The organism is Haloarcula sp. CGMCC 1.6347, from assembly GCF_037078395.1.
GTDB classification, from domain to species: Archaea; Halobacteriota; Halobacteria; order Halobacteriales; family Haloarculaceae; genus Haloarcula; species Haloarcula amylolytica.
In genome coordinates this window covers 52,695-71,601 of sequence record NZ_JAYMGX010000004.1, presented here as the reverse complement: position 1 = coordinate 71,601, position 18,907 = coordinate 52,695, and the positions used below count along the sequence as shown (strand labels likewise).

The following is an 18,907-nucleotide window of genomic DNA, read 5'->3' as shown; positions in this document are numbered from 1 at the left end:
CTATGGCGACAATCGCCGGGCGACGACCCGATCCCCGGTCACTTGCCGTATAGCGCAGGGCCCCGTTCGGGACGGGGCTTACCGACCATAGTTCGAACTCCATGCACCGAGCAGTAGCGACCATCAGTGTGTGAACATACCCCATGGCTCGTTCTATTCTATTGAATCGGTTTCTATCGTGTCAAAGTGTTATTCCGGAGGTATCGAGCGGTTTCACAGGTTTCTTGTCCAGAATAGCGGTGTTCGAGTCAGTAGAACTACTGATACGAGAGATTCACCTGTAGCTCGCCGGAGATTCCACGGATGAGGTCCGTCAGTTCGTTTTCGATGCGTTCCGAGTCCAGCCGGTTCGCTGGTCCCGAGACGCTGATGGCACCGTACGTGTTGCCGGCGTTGTCTACCAGCGGGGCACCGACGCCGGCCACGCCTTCGAGGAACTGGTCGATACCGTAGGCGACGCCGCGGTCCTGAATCTCGTCGAGTTCTGCTTCGAGTTCCTGCCGATCCCGACCGTCGGGGAGAGGGTAGTCGTAGCTTTCGAGGATTGTCTCCCGCCGGTGTTCCGGCAACACTGAGAGGATTGCCATGCCACCAGCGAGCCTGTACAGTTCGGTGTACTGGCCGATCTGTGAGTTTGTCTGAATCGCCCGACTGCCGAGCGCTTTGGCCAGGAAGACCGCCTTTCCGTTCTCTTCGACGATCCACCACGCTTTCTCGTCGGTTTCGTCGGCTATCTCGTTCAGTTTCGGGGCGACCTCCTGGTACATTTCCTGTCGCTCGCGGACTTTCATCCCGATATCCAGAAACCGCAAGCTCAGCCGATACGCCTTGTTCTGGTCCTGGACGACGTAGCCTCGGCTCTGGAGTGTCGAGAGATGAACGTGGACTGTGCTCTTGGGCATCTCCACTCGCTCTGCCAGCTCAGTGACGCCGAGTGCCTGTTCCGTTTTCAGTGCTTCAATAATGTCCAGCACCCTCCCGGCGGACTCTATCGGGCCTTGTCCTGTCATACGCGTATATTCGGCTAACTGTTTATAAAATTATTCAACAAGATTGAATCATGTGCCCAGGGACTGTGCTATCAGGTGTATTCCCAGTGGCGTCGCGACGACTGAACCATGATATACCTACCCAAAACTCGGCAATCCAGTAACCCTCCTAAATTCCGTCCGTTCCGTTTACGTACCTACTGACCACTGTATTGCCACTGAGAAACGGAGTAAGGCGGCGTCGTCCCGGTATTCTAGTGCCGGCCGATGCAGATGTCGGACGCTGGCACTTTTGCTGTACACCACGCTGTTCAATCAGCTTGAACTCGGCCGCAGCATACGAAATACAAATGAGAACATAGCGAGGATAGCAGCGTTACCGGGACTAGTCCTGTCACAGTCTCCCAGTCCGCTTCGATTCGCCTTGTTCGTGCTCAGCACTCTCCTTGCACAACCGCAATCACTTCTCGTATCGCCTCGATACTGGTCTGCTGCACTCCAACGCCGATACTATCACCTACAGCCGGTAACTCTCAGGCCGACTCTGAAAAAGATAACAGCCGTACGCCTGTTATCTTATGGGCGTATCTCTGCGGTATGCGCGCTCCAGAGTCGCAGTGCAACCATCCGGCCTACAGTGAGGGTTGTTCACAGGTGTTGAATCTCAGTCAGGGTTACATCTGTCTCTCCGCTACTCTCGACCGCCTATAGTAGCCATTGAAAATCAACGCACACCTGATCGCCCGACGGCAGTTCGATCAGTGTGTACATCGTTTCAATTATTACTATCGTGAGACGTGTAGATAAGCCGACCACTCCGATAATATCTGTACGCCTGTTATCTGAAGGCAACGCAGATGTCGTATTACGAAACACAGCGCCGTTGCGGTCCTGACGCCTCACAACGACAACAGTTCATATCGCAAGTGACTGCGCCTCGCTGGTGACTGCGTGAATACATTTCACATTACGAAACGAACTCCCATACTCGCTCGCAGAGCGGGAATATTGAATACTAAGTAAGCACGTCGCAGATAGTCTCGTCAGCCAGCCCTGCTCTCAGCGCGCTGTTAAAGCGGGTCCGTTCCGCGGTGCTTCCTCCCAGTGGCTCCTTGGGTATTCTCCCGGCCGTCACTACCACTGGGAACCCTTCACGGGTACTCTCAAGCCACATTCTATCGAGCGTTGCGGAATGAGAAAAATCAGGCTGCAACCGGACTCTCTTCGTCGATTTCCGTTTCACTGTTCTTGATCGCAGTGCCGGAGTCCGCATCAAAGAGATGGATGACCTCCTCTGGGAACCGCAATCCGACCGTGACGCCATTCCCGAGGTTTGACCCATCCTCGACGGTGACCGTATACTGCTGCCCGTCGATAGTCACGTACACATGAAACAGGTCCCCAAGTGGCTCGACGACGTCGACGGTCGCGGTAACGGTCTGCTCCGGGCCAGTCGCGGTGCTGAGCTGAATATCTTCGGGCCGGACACCGAGGATGACTTCCTCGTACCCGTCGAGCTGGGCGGTGGTTTCAGCGGACAGCCCGTAGGTAAACTCCTGGTGCACTAGCGACCCGTCCTCGACAGCGGCAGGAATGAAGTTCATCGAGGGCGACCCGATGAACCCGGCGACAAACCGATTGGCTGGACGGTGATAACACTCCAGTGGCGTTCCGACCTGCTGTAACACGCCGTCGTCCAGAATAGCGATACGGTCGCCCATCGTCATTGCCTCCGTCTGGTCGTGAGTAACGTAGATCGTTGTCACGTCGAGTTCGTTCTGGAGGCTCTTTAGTTCGGTCCGCATTTTCGTCCGGAGTTTGGCATCCAGATTGCTCAGTGGCTCGTCCATCAAGAACACCGCTGGGTCCCGAACGATTGCTCTCCCGAGCGCCACCCGCTGTTGCTGGCCCCCAGATAGCTCCTTTGGCGGATCATCAAGCAAGTCCTCGATGCCCATCATCTCGGCTGTCTCGGTTACACGCTGTTCAATCGTTTCTGTATCCAGATCCGTCGTCATCTTCAACCCGAACGACATGTTCTCCTCTGCGGTCATATGTGGATAGAGCGCGTAGTTCTGAAAGACCATCGCGATGTCGCGGTCACGGGGCTCGGTGCCGATAACAGACTCGTCTCCGATCAGAATATCGCCCTCAGTCACCGTCTCAAGCCCGGCGACCATCCGCAAGGTTGTCGATTTTCCACAGCCGGACGGGCCGACCAGTACCAGAAACTCGCCGTCGTTTAGCGACATATTCACCGTATCGACAGCGACAACCTCGTCGCTCCCGTCGGAAAACGTCTTGACAAGGTTATCGAGCTCTAACTGTGCCATGCGATACCTGTTATTGTTCCACAGAGATATATAATAGTTTGTGTTCTTCGATTATAGATGGGAACCTTTCATATACCTGGAGCGGGTTTAAGTTCGTATACGGGACTAGCGGTAGTGAAAAGAGCACAACTATGGTTCCATTCACAACAGAGTCAGAGTCAGTGTATCGTCAGTTGGGTGTCACGCCGGTCGTCAATGCAGCGGGCACAAAAACGCGGATTGGCGGCAGCCTCATTCGAGAGGAAGCCGCGGACGCCATGCGCGCTGCTGCCGACGAATTCGTTCAGCTGAGTGACCTAGAGGCAACGGCTTCCGAACAGATCGCTGAGATCGCCGGGTCGGAAGCCGGATACGTTTCGCCGGGTGCTGAGGCCGGCCTGTTGTTGGCCGCGGCTGCCGCGATCGCGGGGGACGACCCGAAAACTATGTCGGAGTTACCCCATCCGACAGACGCACCAAACGACATCGTGATGCCCCGGACTCACCGGACGGGGTACGACCACGCACTGCGAGCGGCTGGCGCAAACATCGTCGATGTCGGGACAAACGATTACCACCTCGGCACTGGCGCAACAAACGTGGAACCCTGGGAGATCGAAAGCGCCATCGACGAAAACACTGCCGGGGTCGCGTACGTCCAGAAAACATACACACAGCCGGACCTCTCGACGGTCTCGGAGATCGCACACCGACACGATGTCCCCGTGATTGTCGACGCTGCCGCCGAGGTGCCGCCCATTGAGAACCTCTCTCGTTTCGTCGAGCAGGGAGCCGACATGGTGGTGTTCAGCGGTGGCAAAGGAATCCGCGGCCCACAGACGACGGGTATCATCGCCGGCAAACGTCAGTATATCCGTTCAATCGCTGTGCAGCATCAGGATATGCACGTCGACCGCCGGGTCTGGAACCCACCCAGCTCGCTTATCGAGACGGAACGGTTCGATGGGGTCCCCAGACAGGGAATCGGACGGTCGCTCAAGGTCGGTAAGGAGGAACTTGTCGGCCTCATTCGCGCGCTGGAACTGTTCATCGAGGAGGATCAGGAAGCGATTGTCGCCGAGTGGGAGAACCTCGCCGAAAACATGGCGAGCCAGCTCGAGGCAGCGGGCGTGGAGACCACAGTCGTCGCTGGTGGTGAGCAGAGTGTTGCTCCACGGGTCGTTGTGGATATAACTCACTCCCAATCTACCCTCTCGGCAGCCGCGCTGGTGACAGAACTGCAGCGCGAGGACCCGCGCGTGTATGTCGGTGAGGACCGCATCGACGAGGGAGAGATCGTTCTCAACCCAATGTGTCTCGACGAAGACGGTGCTGCGTACGTCGTCGACCGCCTGCTCACACATCTGTAACAGAGAAAAGATATAAATAATAACTTACAATACCATAGCATAGTATGGACGTCCTCGTAGTAGTTGCCCACCCAGACGACGCAGATGTCTTCTGTGGCGGTACGATAGCAAAGCACGCTGAACGCGGTGACGAGGTCAGTATCGTACACATGACTCGGGGAGAGTACGGCGGGCTGCGAACGGACTCACAGGAAGCCGTCGGGAGGGTCCGTGAACAGGAGGCCCGCGACTCGGGGGCGGTGTTAGGCGCCTCGGAAGTCGCGTTCCTCGAGTTCAAAGACGGGCGGATCACTTACTCCCTGGAGAACCGTGTAGAGATGGTGGATGTCATCCGGGAGTACGACCCGGACGTCATCCTCACGCACTACAAAGACGATCTGCATCCAGACCACCGAGCGACGTCACGTTTAGTTACGGACGCGTACTACATGGCTTCGCTCCCCCTCGTTGAGACGGATTTCGAACCCTGTGATCCGGACAACATCTACTACTTCGGCAAGCCGACATCGGAGTTTACACCCTCCATGTTCATCGATATCGATGGGTATCTGGAACAGAAGGTCACGGCGATCAAGAAACACGAGTCACAGGTGGAGTTCCTCGTCGAGCACGGGGGCATCGACGCCGAGTTCGACAACCTCATCGACGGACTTCGCGCCGAGAATCTCGTGTTCGGGAAGCAGGCCGGTGCCCGCAGTGCGGAGGGGTTCGTCCCGCTGCACGAGTCCGCACAGGAGTTTCTCGGATAGGGTCGCCGGCGTTTCACCAGCACTGTCGTTGAAGCTACCTCAGTCGGGAATCGTGACCGGAAGCGTCCCCGTTGGGTCGACTGTCCCTGCCAGTGCTTTCGCCGCTGCCTGAATCGCACCTGGCGAGTAGCCGTACGTCGTCAAAAACGTAGCCGCATCTGGACAGACAGAGAGGTCGTATGGGTTCCGTACGGCAAGGACTGCCAGCCGGTCGTGGTGCGCAATGAGTGTCCGGAGCGTCGCTGCCTGTGACTCGTTTGCCAGGGCATCGTAACTGACAGCGACAATCTGCTCGTTCGCTGCCGCTATCTCGACAGTCTCACCGGTCGCCACTGTCTGTGTCGTGATTTCAAACCCGACCTCGCTGAGCGCAGCAGCGACCATCTCTGGGTCGTATCGCTCGTCCTCGGCGGGCGACCCCCGCGTCCCGGTAAAGCTGACCACATGCAGGTGACGCGACGTATCGAACGGCAATGTCTCGCTGTCGTCCCTGACGAGTGTTACCCCACAGTTTGCGATTTCGGTTGCAAGCTGTTTCGATTCGGTCGCACAGCGATTCCACTCCGGCTCTTCGGCAGTCTCAGATGCACCCATCCGTTGCTGTTTACAACGCCGGATGCGCTGCAGCGACCGGTCGATTCGCTCCTCGGTAAGCCGTCCCGTTCGGACGGCGGCAAGCACGGCCTCAATCGCTGCACGCTGTCGCTCGAGCGTATGTGAAACAGTGACGATATCACACCCGGCCTCGATTGCACGGACAGCCCCTTCGGCGGGACCGACGCCTTCGGCAATCGCATCCATCTCGAGACAGTCCGTGACGAGTAACCCATCAAACCCCAATTGCTTTCGAAGCAGTGCTGTCTGGACTGCCGACGATATCGTCGCTGGCAGTTCGTCGTCACCTGTTATCGCCGGAAAGGCAACGTGTGTGGTCATGATCGCGTCGATACCGCTCTGTATCGCCGCTTCGAACGGTGCGAACTCCACGCGTTCCAGTCGGGATCGCTCGTGGGCGACCACCGGCAGGTCGAGATGTGAATCGACTGCCGTGTCGCCATGACCGGGGAAATGCTTCCCACAGGCCGCGACAGCCACGGACTGGAGGCCCTGGGCCATGGCTGCGCCCAGCGCAGCCACACGCTCGGGGTTTTCACCGAAGGACCTGACGCCGATTACGGGGTTGTCCGGGTTGTTGTTGACGTCGAGGACTGGCGCGAGGTTCAGATTGATTCCGAGGCTCCGTAGCTCCCGTCCGACGGTCACACCTGCTTTCCGAGCCATCGCTTCGTCATCACAGGCCCCAATGAGCATCTGACTCGGCAGTTGCGTGCCCCAGTCGAGGCGTGAGACGACGCCACCCTCTTGATCGGTGGCGACGAACAGTGGGAGGCCAGCGCCGACTGCTGTGGCTTCTGACTGCAACTCCGCCGAGAGGGCTGCCACCTGCGCGGGCGACGTAATATTTCGGGTGAAATAAATGATGTTGCCGAGGTTGTACTCACGAATCAGTTCCCGTATCCCATCAGTCGGTTCGGTGCCGTCAAAGCCAGCCATGAATAACTGGCCGACTTTCTGTGCTAATGGCATACTCGCCACCGTCTGAGTCTGCATATGACAACATCCGACGTGCTGGGGATATAAAACTACGTTTGGAATCGCGAACCGCCACAAAACTGGAGCCGAAGATTACTGCTTGACACTCCCGGACGTCAGCCCGGAAACGATCTGCCGCTGGAACACGACGAAGATTGCGAGCAGTGGGACAGCGGCGAGCGTCGAGGCAGCCATCATCTGGCCCCACATCGTCTGATCCTGCTGCTGGAAGTTCTGAATCCCAATGGAGAACGGCGTGACGTTGTCGGTCGCCAGGACCGACGCGAAAAGCACCTCGTTAAACGCGAGCAGGAACACGAACATCCCAGTCGCGGCCAGGCCCGGTGCTGCAAGCGGCATGACGACGCGGAACAGGGCCTGTGTCCGCGTACAGCCGTCGATCCGCGCGGCTTCCTCCAGCGCGGTCGGTATCGTGTCGAAGTACCCACGAAGCATCCAGATGGTGAACGGGACGGTAAACGTCGTATAGAGGAATATCATTCCATGGTACGTGTCTTTCATCGGCACGTTCGCCGACTGGTCCATGACGATGAACAACAGAAACATCGGGATGAGGATGAGTACTCCGGGGATCATCTGCGTTGCGAGTGCCCCCATCTCGAACTTCTCCTTGCCGGGGAACTCATATCGCGACAACGAGTAGGCAGCCAGTCCACCGATGAACAGCGAGAGGACCGTTGTCACACTCGAAATGATCAGGCTGTTAACGTAGTAGTCAACGAGCGGGAACCGCTGGAACATCAGGAAGTAGTTCTGGACATAGGGGTCCGCCGGAATTATGTCGAGCCCGAGCTGCAGCACTTCATCACGGGTTTTGAACGACGTCGTGAACATCATCCAGACGGGGAATATCGCGAATATGAGAACGAGGATGAGCACGGAGCGCCAGAGTAGTTGGTACACGAGCTCTTTGCCGTCGGCAGTCAGTCGCATTTCGTCGGGCACCACCGTACTTTCTGACCCAACGGCAGCCATGAGCGAACTGAGCATCTCAGATAGCACCTCCGTCGTAGCTAGACGCCACAACGCGCTTGTAATAGACGTATGCGATGGTCATAGAGAACAGGAACAGCATCGCGCTGAGCGCGGACCCGATCCCGTACGCACTCTGTTTGAAGCCAAAGGAGTAGATGAGCAACATCAGGACGTTCCCCGATTCGCTCGGTGACCCGCCCAGCAAAATATACGGGACGGGGAAGTTGATGAAGGTCCAGAGGATCAACAGCAGTAGAATGACGGCAGAGACGGGCTTCAACTGTGGCAGCGTCACGTACCGCAGTTTCCCCCATCGGCCGGCCCCGTCTATCTCTGCAGCCTCGTACAACTGCTCCGGTACCGACTGCAGTCCGGCGTACAACATGATCGCCGCATACGGGAAGTTCCGCCAGACGTTCGCGATGATTATCGCGTACAGCGAGTTCGGGCCCAGAAGCCAGAACAGGGACCCCTCGATGAGTCCCGCCTGCCGGAGTAACGCGTTGATGACTCCAGTATCGCTCCGGAACATCATCCGCCAGGTGAGAAGCGTGACGACAACCGGTGTCACGTACGGAATCAGAATCACGGTCCTCGCGACAAGCTTCCCTCGGAATTGCTTATCGAGGGTGAGTGCGGTGACGAGCCCGAGAACGTACGTCCCTACGACCGAGCCAACCGTGTACAGAATGGTGACTTTGAGCGAGTTCCAGAACTGTGCGCCATAGATCGTATCCTTCTGGAAGACCTTCGCGAAGTGGTCAAGCCCGACGAACGTCTCTGGGCGGAACCAGTCAGTGTATCTGAGCGACGGGAACTCGTAGAAACTCATAACGAACCCGAGGATGACTGGAATCCCGTGGACGAGAAGCATCATTGCCAGAGCCGGGGCAATGAGCTTGAGCCCGAAGCGCTGGCTTGCAGGTAACGAGCTAACGTATGGGATATGAACCGCTGGGAGTCGACGTCTGACTCGCTGGTACGCGGACAGGAGCATACACAATCGATTATTATGCAATGTATTTAATCGTTCTGCACGACGTAGAGTGACACGGTCCCGACACAAAGCTATAGTAGCCGTTGAAAATCAATGCACACCTGATCGCACGACGGCAGTGCGATCAGTGTGTAAATCGTTTCAATTGCTACTATAGTAGCTATTCGACGGGACAAGCACAGACCCACACTCCAACGATCTGTTTCCGGAGTTTATCCCTGAAGCGCGTTCTCTGCCTGCATCGCAGCCTGTTGGAGTGCCTTCTCGGTATCGCCTTCGGACCAGGAGTCCGTTGCTGCCTTCGTGAGTACCTTCGTGACAGCCCCCTTGATCGCTCCGGAGACATCACCCCAGCCCACGACTTGCGGCGCTGTCTTGGCGTTTGTGTTGTTCAGAACGTCTTCACTGAAGGACTGATACAGCTCACCCTGGAAGGCGTCTTGCTCGAAGCTACTCTTGATCGTCGGCAAGAAGCCAGAGCCCTTCGCGAGTTCTGCGTTGACCTCGGGCTGCATCAGATACTCGATGAAGGTCGCGGCTTCGCTCTTCTTCTTCGTCCAGGGATGGATGCCCATGAGGTTCACTCCGAAGAAGGTCGACGACTCTCCCCGGGGACCGGCCGGCGGCTTGCCGACGCCGAGTTCGGCGTCGATATCGTTTGCTACCCTGAGCCCCTGCCACGTCGAGGCTATCCGTTTGCTGCTAAACGCGTTGTTCCGTGCAACGCCGTTCCACTCGACTGAGGCCTGTGGGGACGCTTTGTGCGTCGTCGACAGGTCCTTGTAGAAATTCAGCGCCTCCACCGCCGCGTCGCTGTCGAATGTCGGCTTGGACCCGTCGATCACGCTCCCGCCGTTTTGCCAGATGAGCATCATATAGTACTGGACGACTGCCCAGTTGTTCGCACCAGGAATGCCGAACAGGTACCTCGTGTTGTAGCCTTCCTGTTCCCACTTTTCGGCCTGCGTGTTGTACTTCGACGCATCATTCGCGAGTTCGTCCCAGGTCGACGGAGGGCCGTCGATACCGGCTTCCTCGAACAGCGATTTATAATAAATGTGTCCGCGGGGTCCCCAGAACCAGGGGAACCCAGCCCGGACACCGTCGAATTTGCCGATCTGAAGCGGCGAATCATAGATATTGTCTGTCGGCATCGAGACGCCGGCTTCTTCGAGGTCCATCCAGCCGTCGGAATTGACCTGTTGTGGCATCCACGTCGATGCGATCTCCTCGACGTCCGGACCGGTCCGAGTGGAGATACTGTTGTTTTGCTTCTTCCGAGCGACGCCCCAGCCCATCGTCTCGAAATCCACGCTGATCCCGTGTTCTTTCTTCAGTATGGGATTGTGCTTCTCGTAGAACGTCTCAATGTGGTCATTGACGAAGTGACGGACAGTGAGGGTGGTTATATCGTTCGATTGCTCCCCGGTGCTCGCGCCGGAGCCGCCATCCCCGCCGTCTCCGGAGGTACTCTCTGAACTTTCGTTGCCGCCACAGCCCGCGAGCAGCGTGACCGTTGCCGCTCCGGCGCTTTTGATGAAGCGACGTCGCTTGCCACTCCGCAAACTACTGTCTGACATATGCTATCACCAACGACCCATGTAGTATATATAATTAATTGTTTAGGATATTCTTCGCAACAGGTCCTACAGCCTATCACAAATACCTATCGTATGGTTTTATTATCCACTGCCATCAATCAGTAATCTAAGTGATCGCAGAGCGAGTCCGATCAGTCAGACAGTCGCTGGCTGACCGGAGCGTCTCTGCCGGCGTTGTCGTTGAAACAACTGACCACGGTGCCGCCCCTTGAACACCAAAACATGACTACACACGCAGTCTACGACGAGATCCGAACCGGTATCGATCGACTGAATCATTTCGAACTGAGTACGCACGACCTTTCCGAGCCACGCGAGCGTATTGCACACGCTGACCGAGTCCACTTCATCGGCTGTGGGTCCTCGTACTGGACCGGCGTGATCGGTCAGTATGCGTCTTTCCAGAGCGGCATCGATGCAACGGCGCACGCCGCGTCAGAATACCTGTTCGCCGGTCCGCCGATTACTGAGGAAACGGTTGTCGTCGCCTACTCCCAGTCCGGCGAGACGTCTGAAACCGTTACAGCCGCTCGACGAGCAAAAGAGGGGGGTGCGGTCGTTATCGGTGTTACAAACAGTGACGATTCGACGCTGGGGTCAGTAGCGGACGAGGTCCTCGTCACGCCGGCGGGGACCGAGAAGGCAGTCCTCGCTACCAAAACAGTCGATGCCGCGCTGATGCTGACGTTCTCGTTGCTCGAAAGCAAATACAGTGAGTACACACCGAGCGAACTGCAACGCACATGCCGGAACGTCATCGATCAGGACTTTCAGGCAGCCGTCGCCGTCCTCGCGGAGGCCAAGACACTCTACACTCTCGGACAGGGGATCGAATATGGACTTGCAGGCGAGGCGGCGACGAAGTTCGGCGAGGGTGCACTGTTGCATACGACAGCGCTCCCGACACCGGAAATCAGCCACGGTCCCATCGCAAACGCTGCCGGTGAGCCGGCACTCGTCATTGCGACCCGAGAATCGAAGTCGTCGTTGACCAGCGAGGTCGTTTCAAAGCTACGCGACGCCGGAGTGACCACAATTGTCCTGCGGCGGCCAACGAACGACTACGGTGGAGACATCTCAATCGAACTCCCGTCCCAATCGCCAGACCACCCCATAGTCCCGTTGAAGATTCTGCAATCGCTCACGTACAAGACGGCCGTGAAGAAGGGATACGATCCGGACGATCCACCGGAACTCTCGAAACATATCGAGTGGAGTGCGCTGGGATAGCGGGCTACACCAGCAACCCTAGCGAATGGCACGTATCGATCTGGAGTCCTGTCGATAGCTGCCAGCGGGACGAACGCCACGATACACAGCCGCACAACCGATATTAATCCCGGCGGGCGCTGGATTATGCAGATTATATCATGAAGGTTAATCACACTCCGGATACGATGCGGCAGTATGCAAATCACCGGATACGAACTGTTCGAAATCCCTCCCCGCTGGGTCTTCCTGAAACTAGAAACCAATACCGGAGTTCTGGGGTGGGGTGAGCCCGTCATCGAGGGGAGAGCGAAAACAGTTCGAGCGGCGGTCGAGGAGATGCTGGACCAGTACCTCATCGGGAAGGACCCGTTTAGAATCGAGGATCACTGGCAAGCGCTGTACCGTGGCGGGTTCTATCGCGGCGGACCGATCCTGATGTCTGCAATCGCTGGTATCAATCAGGCGCTCTGGGATATCAAGGGAAAACACTTCGGTGCACCTGTGTACGAACTGCTGGGTGGCAAAAGCCGCGATAAGGTCAGAGTGTACAAATGGATAGGCGGTGACCGGCCTGAGGATGTCGCTGCAGAAGCGACGCGGTTAGCCGAGGCTGGCTACACCGCACTCAAAATGGATGCGACGAATCAGACCCGGTTCATCGAAACAAAGGCGTCGCTCGACGAGATCACAGAACGGATTCAGCACGTTCGAACAGCAGTCGACGACCGAGTGGATATCGGGATCGATTTCAGAGGCCGAGTATCAAAATCGATGGCCAAGACCCTCACCAACCGCCTCGAATCCGTCGAACCGATGTTCATCGAAGAGCCGGTGCTTCCCGAGAACATCGAACACCTTCCGAACATCGCGGCCCAGACACGCGCACCAATCGCAGCGGGTGAGCGACTGTATTCGAGATGGGATTACAAAGACCTCCTCAAAACGGGGGCGATTGACGTGATTCAGCCCGATGTCTCTCATGCAGGCGGTATTTCAGAGATGGTCAAACTGGCTAACATGGCGGAGTCACACGACGTCGCCATTGCACCGAACTGCCCACTGGGTCCAATTGCGCTGGCTGCGTCGATCCAGGTCGATACGGTCGTTCCGAACCTGTTAGTCCAGGATCAGGGGTTCGACGTACACTCTGAGACGACCAGTCCCGCACACGACCTGCTGAATTCGAACCCGTTTGCGTTCGACGACGGCTACCTGAAGACGCTGGACGGCCCGGGACTGGGTATCGACGTAGCGCTAGACGTCGTTCGGGAGAAGGCAGAAGCCGATCTCGACTGGCACAACCCGATATGGCGGCACGAGGACGGCAGCGTCGCCGACTGGTAACGATTGTTTCATAATAATAAAAACTTAAGCTATAGACGGGAGTAGTAATCTTATGCCCGATAAAACTGAGACAGCAACACTTTCGGCACCGATGAAGACGTTCGCCATCGTCGACGTGCTCAGAGACGCCGACGGGCCGCTTGGCGTCTCAGAGGTGGCCGAGCAACTCGGGTACACTCGGAGTACGACATACAAGCACCTGAATACGCTGTTGCAGTCAGGCTACGTTACAAAGAGTACAGGGAACTATCAGCTGACGTTACAGTTTGCCGATATCGGCGAACACGTCAAATCTCAGGCACCCATCTACCACGATACGAAGCCCCAGATAGACCAGATATCGGCGACGACCGGCGAGTCCGCCGGACTGGTTATCAAGTGCGAAAAGCAAATTGCCGACGTCTATCATACCGCCGTTGACGACTCTCCGAGACACGTAAACTCCCCGTGTTTTCACTGCAGCGCTCCGGGAAAGGCAATCCTCGCGGCGACCGACCCAGAGGCGGTCGATGCTATTTTAGACCACACTGGTCTGCCTGCAATGACCGAGAACACGATTACGGATCGCCAGACGCTCACCGCCGAACTCGACAATATCCGGGACCGGGGTATCGCGTTTGAGCGTCGCGAGCAGTATCCAAACGTAAACTGTGTCGCGGTTCCGATTCAGGACCAGTCTACAACCGCAGCCGTGTACGTGGCAGGACACGCTGAACGGCTGAGCGGGAAGCGGTTACAGGAGGATGTCCCCGGGATGATTCTGAGCGCCGTCAGGCAACTCAATGCGGAGCAAATCTGAGTCATTCGTCAGCCATTCCTGTTCACGGCCATTATCAGGACAGCCAATCGGCAATGCCCAGTACAGTCGCATCAACCCCGGTCCTATTTGACCGACGGCAGTTTCAGCAATGCCAGACATATCTCAACAAAAATTTTCATCCGAAGTAGAGTATTTCTTTTAGCGAAACTATTTGAGAGCGGGCCGCGAATGATATAACAGACGTACACTTATTATACCCATTCACTTAGTTGAACCCAGCCTCTCCCAAATATGCACATATCATCCTGTAGCCGTGCTCTACCGGTCCGCTTTCATCTGCTTGCCGTTCCACCGCTGTCGTTCAGTATGCTTCCCGCATCCCCACAGCTTTTCATAATACGAAATAATTTCGCCGAACTCCCTCTGTCGATTGGTCGAAACATTCAACTGTTGATGGATGGTGCGTTTCACTCACGGGGATACCTACAACAATGGATGCAATCGCTGTCAAGCGGGGAAAGACTCGGCCAGAACGCATCGACATCGAGCGCCCGGAACCGGACGAGGGAGAGGTGCTCGTGCGGACGCTCCGTGTTGGCATCGACGGAACGGACTTTGAGGTGCTATCGGGATCACATGGCGAGTTTCCCGAGGGCAGCGACTACCAGATACTGGGCCACGAGGCCGTCGGCGTCGTGGAGTCCTCGAACGGGACCGCGCTGAACGAGGGAGAGATTGTCGTCCCGACAGTCCGGCGGCCCGCAAACACGTCGAGCCGGTTCTTCGAGAACAACGAGCCCGATATGGCTCCACCAGGTGAGTATGTCGAACGGGGGATTGCGGGGGCGCACGGCTACATGGCCGAGTACTTCACCACACCCGCATCGTTTCTCGTCCCAATTCCGGAACCACTGGCAGATGTCGGATTTCTGGTCGAACCGATCAGCAATGCCGAAAAGGCACTTGAGCTGGCACAGCGCTCCAGATCGACCTTCGAGTGGCAGGATTCTGCCGGACTCGTCCTCGGAAACGGACCGCTAGGACTGCTCACATTGGCGATGCTTGCAGACCGGTGTGAGCGGACGTACTGTCTCGGCCGTCGTGAACGGCCGGACCCGACCATCGACATTATCGAGGAACTAGGGGCTACCTACGTCAATTCTCGACAGACGGCCGTCGACGAGATACCCGATGTCCACGAGCCGATGGATCTGGTGTTCGAGGCGACGGGGCACGCAAAACACGCGTTTTCGACGGTCGAGGCACTCGGTGCGAACGGAGTCGGCGTCCTCCTCGGCATCCCCGAGGATTGGGAATTCACTGTCAATGGCGGGGCGCTTCACAGGCAGTTGGTCCTCCAGAACAAAGCGTTGCTCGGGAGCGTGAACTCCAACGTCCGGCATTACAAACGCGCTCGTAACACACTTGCAGAATACCCGGACTGGTTCCTTGCGTCTATCATGACGACCCAGTGTTCGGTGTCGGAGTTTGCAGACGCATTCGAGGAGTCACCGGAGACTATCAAATCGTACATCGAATTCAGCACATAAGCTGCAGCATACCATCGATATGTGCATATTCACTTGAGAGAGTGGTATCCCCTCCGCATTTCTACATAAATAATCGCCTTAGTCACTCTTTTGACGAGAAAATTCGAAGCCGGGCTTCTCTGGAGGCATTTATGTCGACAATATTGTTATATGAAGATACCTACGGCATGTTTAGACGTAAGTATCTGTTGAGAGCGTAGAAATACATTGAACCCTCAAAATGAAACCCTCAAAACTGCTTCCGTACACATTATTTAGCTGCTGAATCCCAGAGCACGTTCGAAGCGGTCGACAGTTTTGTTATTGAATGCACAGCTATCCCTTCGGTTGTCCCCCAAAACGCGTTCGGAGACTGACGATGTGGTCTCGACTCATTGCCGCACGGACAGTGGACGCGCTGCGTCGTCCCGCCCCGCCCGCTCGAAATGCGAGTGAGGGTAATCGTGGTTAGTGTCTCCGCGTACCGTCGAACCCGAAGGTGTCAGCGAACTTTGAAGGGGAGATAGCATACCTCCGACCAGTGATCGCAAATGGACTAATTTCGCCGGTCGACGCCTTAGCAGAGCGCGCTATCGTTCGCGCCAGTGGCTACGTCTGGGAGTACTCATCGACCCACTCCTGCAGCGTGATGCCCATCGTTGACTGCGTAATCGCGTTCGAGGACGCGGAGTTCGCACTCTTGACGAGTTCGGCTTCCAGTGTCCGCGTCGGAATCTCGCCGATAAAGTGCGGAATCGCTCGCTGGACCGCCAGCGGACAGCCGACCTCGTGTGCGAGTGCATAGCCCGACAGGGAGTGTGGAATCTCTTCGGTTGCGTATCTCGGGTCCGGGTCGAGGAGCTTCTCGTCCTCGACGAAGTCGACGTACTCGTAGCACTTTCCGACGTCGTGGAGTAGTGTGGCTGCCACGATGACGTCCATATCGGGATCGGCACCGTGGAACTCCTGCTGCTCGATAGCGGATTCCCGTGCGATTCTGGTGACACCGCGGACGTGCCTGACGTTGGTTACCTCGTGGATGTTCCAGGCGTAGGGGATATCCGTAATGTCGCGCCAGCCACCTCGGTCGAGCGCGAGTGTCCACGCCTCGATGACGTTGCTGCGGAGGCTGTCCGACGAGATGTAGTCGAGTTCCGGGAACGCCTCCGTGACTTGCTCCTCGTAGTCGGGCATACTACCCCTCGTCCTTGACGAGCTGTTCCTGGCCGATAAACCGGGGCCGCTCGTCGATAGCCAAGAAGTTATCCACGTCCTCGCGGGCCGCTTTCGCTTTCCCTCTGTCAGGCGCGTAATCCCGCGATCCTTCGCTGCCGAGCGCGTCGTATAGCTTCTCGAGGTCGTCAAAGTAGAGCTCGGCGACGCCGTCGAACTCGGCGTTCTCGGGGTCAGTGGGGATGACCGTATTGTACTTGACGACGCCCTCGATCTCACGGGCGATCGGCGTATGGTTGGTCTGCCAGTAGTCGACGAACTCATCGTGTGTCATGTCGTCCTGCCGGACGAGAAACGCCGAGTGCTTGTAGAGGCCGTCGGTGTCGCCGTCGACCTCGTCTTTCTGGACGATCTCCTCGCCGATAATACGCGGCCGCTCCTCGACAGCAAGGAAGTTGTTCACGTCCTCGCGGGCCTTCGCGGCGACCGCTTTCGTGGGGTCATAGTCACGGGAGCCGGGACTACCCAGCGCCTCGTGCAGGTCCGCAAGCGTCTCGAAGTACAGCTCCGCCAGTCCGTCGAATTCGGCGTGTGCTGGTTCTGTTGGAAGGACTTGCTGGTAGCGAACCACGCCCTCGATGTCCTTCGCGATCGGCGTATGATTGGTCTGCCAGTAGTCGACGAACTCCTCGTGAGACATATCGTCCTGTCTGACTAACAGGGCTACGTGCTTGTACATCATCAGCACATTTCTGACCTATGAATATAAAAGCTAACGCTGTCGTCTATCAGATTAGTTAGGTCAGTAAAGATTAATGTACGCGTGACGCCGAAGACTGAACCGATATGGAGTCAGTAAACCCAGCCACGGGTGAGCGGCTAGACGTGTATGACCCGGATGATGACGACACAGTCGAACGAAAACTGGACCGAGCCGCATCGACGTTCGAGGAATGGCGTGATGTCCCGTTGCGTGAGCGCGAGCAATTACTTGTAAACGCCGGCGAGGTCCTCCGGGAGAACAAACAGCGGTACGCAGAGCTGATGACCCGGGAGATGGGCAAACCCATCACTCAGGCCGTCGCTGAAGTCGAAAAGTGTGCCTGGGCGTGTGACCACTACGCTGAATACGCGCACAAATATCTCTCCGATGAGCACCACCCCAGCCCGCCGGGGACAGAAGTAAAGACGGTCCACGACCCGCTCGGGCCGGTACTCGCGGTGATGCCCTGGAACTACCCGTTCTGGCAGGTCGTTCGCTTTGCCGCGCCCTATCTCACTGCCGGCAACGTCGGCCTCCTCAAACACGCCTCGAACGTTCCCGGGTGTGCGCTCGCGCTCGAAGAGGTGTTTACCGAAGCGGGCTATCCCGAAGGCGCATTCCAAACGTTGTTGGTCGGCTCTAGCGACGTCGACGGCGTTCTCGCAGACGACCGCGTTCGCGCGGCGACGCTTACTGGAAGTGGTCCCGCTGGTCGTGCCGTCGCCGAAACAGCCGGTAAACATCTGAAAAAGACCGTGCTGGAACTCGGTGGGTCCGACCCGTTTATCGTCCTCGACGACGCGGACCTCGATGCTGCCGTTGAGACTGGGGTACAAGCACGGACACTCAACGGCGGACAATCGTGCATTGCCGCCAAGCGCTTCATCGTTCACACAGACGTCTACGATGAGTACGTTGATCGGCTCGTCGCTGCCTTCGAAAACCTCACTGTCGGCGACCCGATGGCCGACGAAACCGACGTCGGCCCGCAGGCTGATCCGGACCTCATGGCCGAACTCCACGAACAAGTACGGGACAGCGTTGCCGACGGTGCAACGGTGCTGACTGGCGGCGAACCGCTTGACCGGCCCGGGGCCTTCTACCCGCCGACAGTACTGACTGACGTTCCTTCAGGGTGCCCTGCTGACACCGAGGAGACGTTCGGCCCAGTGGCGACCGTCTACGAAGTCGCCGATACGGAGGAAGCGATTGCAGTCGCGAACGACACCCGTTTCGGGCTGGGTGCGAGCCTCTGGACTGCGGACAGGGAACGCGGCCAGCGTCTGGCACGAGAGGTCTCCGCGGGCTGTGTCTACATCAACGAGATGACCAAATCAGATCCGCGGGTTCCGTTCGGCGGCATCAAAGACGCCGGCTACGGTCGTGAACTCTCGGAGATGGGAATCAAAGAGTTCGTCAACAAAAAGACGGTCTGGGTCGAATAACCGTTCGCGTTTTCAACTGGGTGGTCTTCACATTGCTGACGCGCTCGGCTCTCGTCTGCCAGCATCAACTACGA

General features: G+C 57.2%; 15 protein-coding genes. 7 read left to right on the top strand and 8 right to left on the bottom strand.

The features are described 5' to 3' along the window. Window positions 1-257: 257 nt before the first annotated feature. Both VI340_RS18110 and VI340_RS18105 read right to left on the bottom strand, forming a co-directional pair. Window positions 258-1,010 carry an IclR family transcriptional regulator gene (locus VI340_RS18110; protein WP_049942837.1) on the bottom strand — a complete coding sequence of 251 codons (753 nt, stop codon included), beginning with the start codon at window positions 1,008-1,010 and terminating at the stop codon, window positions 258-260. Between the two features lie 1,181 nt (window positions 1,011-2,191). Beyond that, window positions 2,192-3,322, bottom strand: a complete 1,131-nt coding sequence (locus tag VI340_RS18105) for an ABC transporter ATP-binding protein (RefSeq protein ID WP_008308399.1) — start codon at window positions 3,320-3,322, stop codon at window positions 2,192-2,194. A 131-nt stretch (window positions 3,323-3,453) separates the two neighbouring features. Here VI340_RS18105 and VI340_RS18100 point away from each other — a divergent pair, with 131 nt between their 5' ends. Both VI340_RS18100 and VI340_RS18095 read left to right on the top strand, forming a co-directional pair. Next, complete coding sequence (locus tag VI340_RS18100; RefSeq protein WP_049942838.1) at window positions 3,454-4,671, top strand: aminotransferase class V-fold PLP-dependent enzyme; 1,218 nt, start codon at window positions 3,454-3,456, stop codon at window positions 4,669-4,671. A 44-nt stretch (window positions 4,672-4,715) separates the two neighbouring features. Continuing rightward, on the top strand, window positions 4,716-5,420 hold the full coding sequence (locus VI340_RS18095; RefSeq protein WP_008308403.1) for a PIG-L deacetylase family protein: 705 nt from the start codon (window positions 4,716-4,718) through the stop codon (window positions 5,418-5,420). Between the two features lie 39 nt (window positions 5,421-5,459). Here the strand turns inward: VI340_RS18095 and nagZ are convergent, their stop codons facing one another. The 4 genes from nagZ to VI340_RS18075 all read right to left on the bottom strand — a co-directional run bounded on the left by nagZ (window position 5,460) and on the right by VI340_RS18075 (window position 10,586). Next, window positions 5,460-7,031: a beta-N-acetylhexosaminidase gene (nagZ, locus tag VI340_RS18090; RefSeq protein WP_049942839.1), complete on the bottom strand. Its 1,572-nt coding sequence runs from the start codon at window positions 7,029-7,031 to the stop codon at window positions 5,460-5,462. A 75-nt stretch (window positions 7,032-7,106) separates the two neighbouring features. Further along, on the bottom strand, window positions 7,107-8,024 hold the full coding sequence (locus tag VI340_RS18085; protein WP_008308406.1) for a carbohydrate ABC transporter permease: 918 nt from the start codon (window positions 8,022-8,024) through the stop codon (window positions 7,107-7,109). Window position 8,025: 1 nt separating this feature from the next. Then, a complete protein-coding gene (locus tag VI340_RS18080) occupies window positions 8,026-8,886 on the bottom strand; it encodes a carbohydrate ABC transporter permease (protein WP_008308407.1) in 861 nt (286 codons plus the stop codon). Between the two features lie 332 nt (window positions 8,887-9,218). Then, entirely contained in the window at window positions 9,219-10,586 is a 1,368-nt protein-coding gene (locus VI340_RS18075; protein WP_336358891.1) for an extracellular solute-binding protein, read from the bottom strand. 243 nt (window positions 10,587-10,829) lie between these two features. On the opposite strand from VI340_RS18075, the gene VI340_RS18070 reads away from it, so the two are divergent. The 4 genes from VI340_RS18070 (at window position 10,830) to VI340_RS18055 (ending at window position 15,473) form a co-directional block, all read left to right on the top strand. Beyond that, complete coding sequence (locus tag VI340_RS18070; RefSeq protein ID WP_336330654.1) at window positions 10,830-11,837, top strand: SIS domain-containing protein; 1,008 nt, start codon at window positions 10,830-10,832, stop codon at window positions 11,835-11,837. Between the two features lie 177 nt (window positions 11,838-12,014). Further along, window positions 12,015-13,163 carry a galactonate dehydratase gene (dgoD, locus tag VI340_RS18065; RefSeq protein ID WP_008308410.1) on the top strand — a complete coding sequence of 383 codons (1,149 nt, stop codon included), beginning with the start codon at window positions 12,015-12,017 and terminating at the stop codon, window positions 13,161-13,163. A 52-nt stretch (window positions 13,164-13,215) separates the two neighbouring features. Then, entirely contained in the window at window positions 13,216-13,962 is a 747-nt protein-coding gene (locus VI340_RS18060; protein ID WP_336358890.1) for an IclR family transcriptional regulator, read from the top strand. A 452-nt stretch (window positions 13,963-14,414) separates the two neighbouring features. Continuing rightward, window positions 14,415-15,473 (top strand): glucose 1-dehydrogenase, encoded by a 1,059-nt coding sequence (locus VI340_RS18055; protein ID WP_008308412.1) that lies wholly within the window; start codon window positions 14,415-14,417, stop codon window positions 15,471-15,473. 588 nt (window positions 15,474-16,061) lie between these two features. On the opposite strand, the gene VI340_RS18050 is transcribed toward VI340_RS18055, so the two are convergent. Together VI340_RS18050 and VI340_RS18045 are read right to left on the bottom strand one after the other, a co-directional pair. Continuing rightward, a complete protein-coding gene (locus VI340_RS18050) occupies window positions 16,062-16,646 on the bottom strand; it encodes an HD domain-containing protein (RefSeq protein WP_336358889.1) in 585 nt (194 codons plus the stop codon). Between the two features lies 1 nt (window position 16,647). Further along, window positions 16,648-17,367 (bottom strand): EthD family reductase, encoded by a 720-nt coding sequence (locus VI340_RS18045; protein WP_008308414.1) that lies wholly within the window; start codon window positions 17,365-17,367, stop codon window positions 16,648-16,650. 104 nt (window positions 17,368-17,471) lie between these two features. Between VI340_RS18045 and VI340_RS18040 the strand changes: the two genes are divergently transcribed. Then, on the top strand, window positions 17,472-18,833 hold the full coding sequence (locus tag VI340_RS18040) for an NAD-dependent succinate-semialdehyde dehydrogenase (protein WP_336358888.1): 1,362 nt from the start codon (window positions 17,472-17,474) through the stop codon (window positions 18,831-18,833). Window positions 18,834-18,907 lie beyond the last annotated feature (74 nt).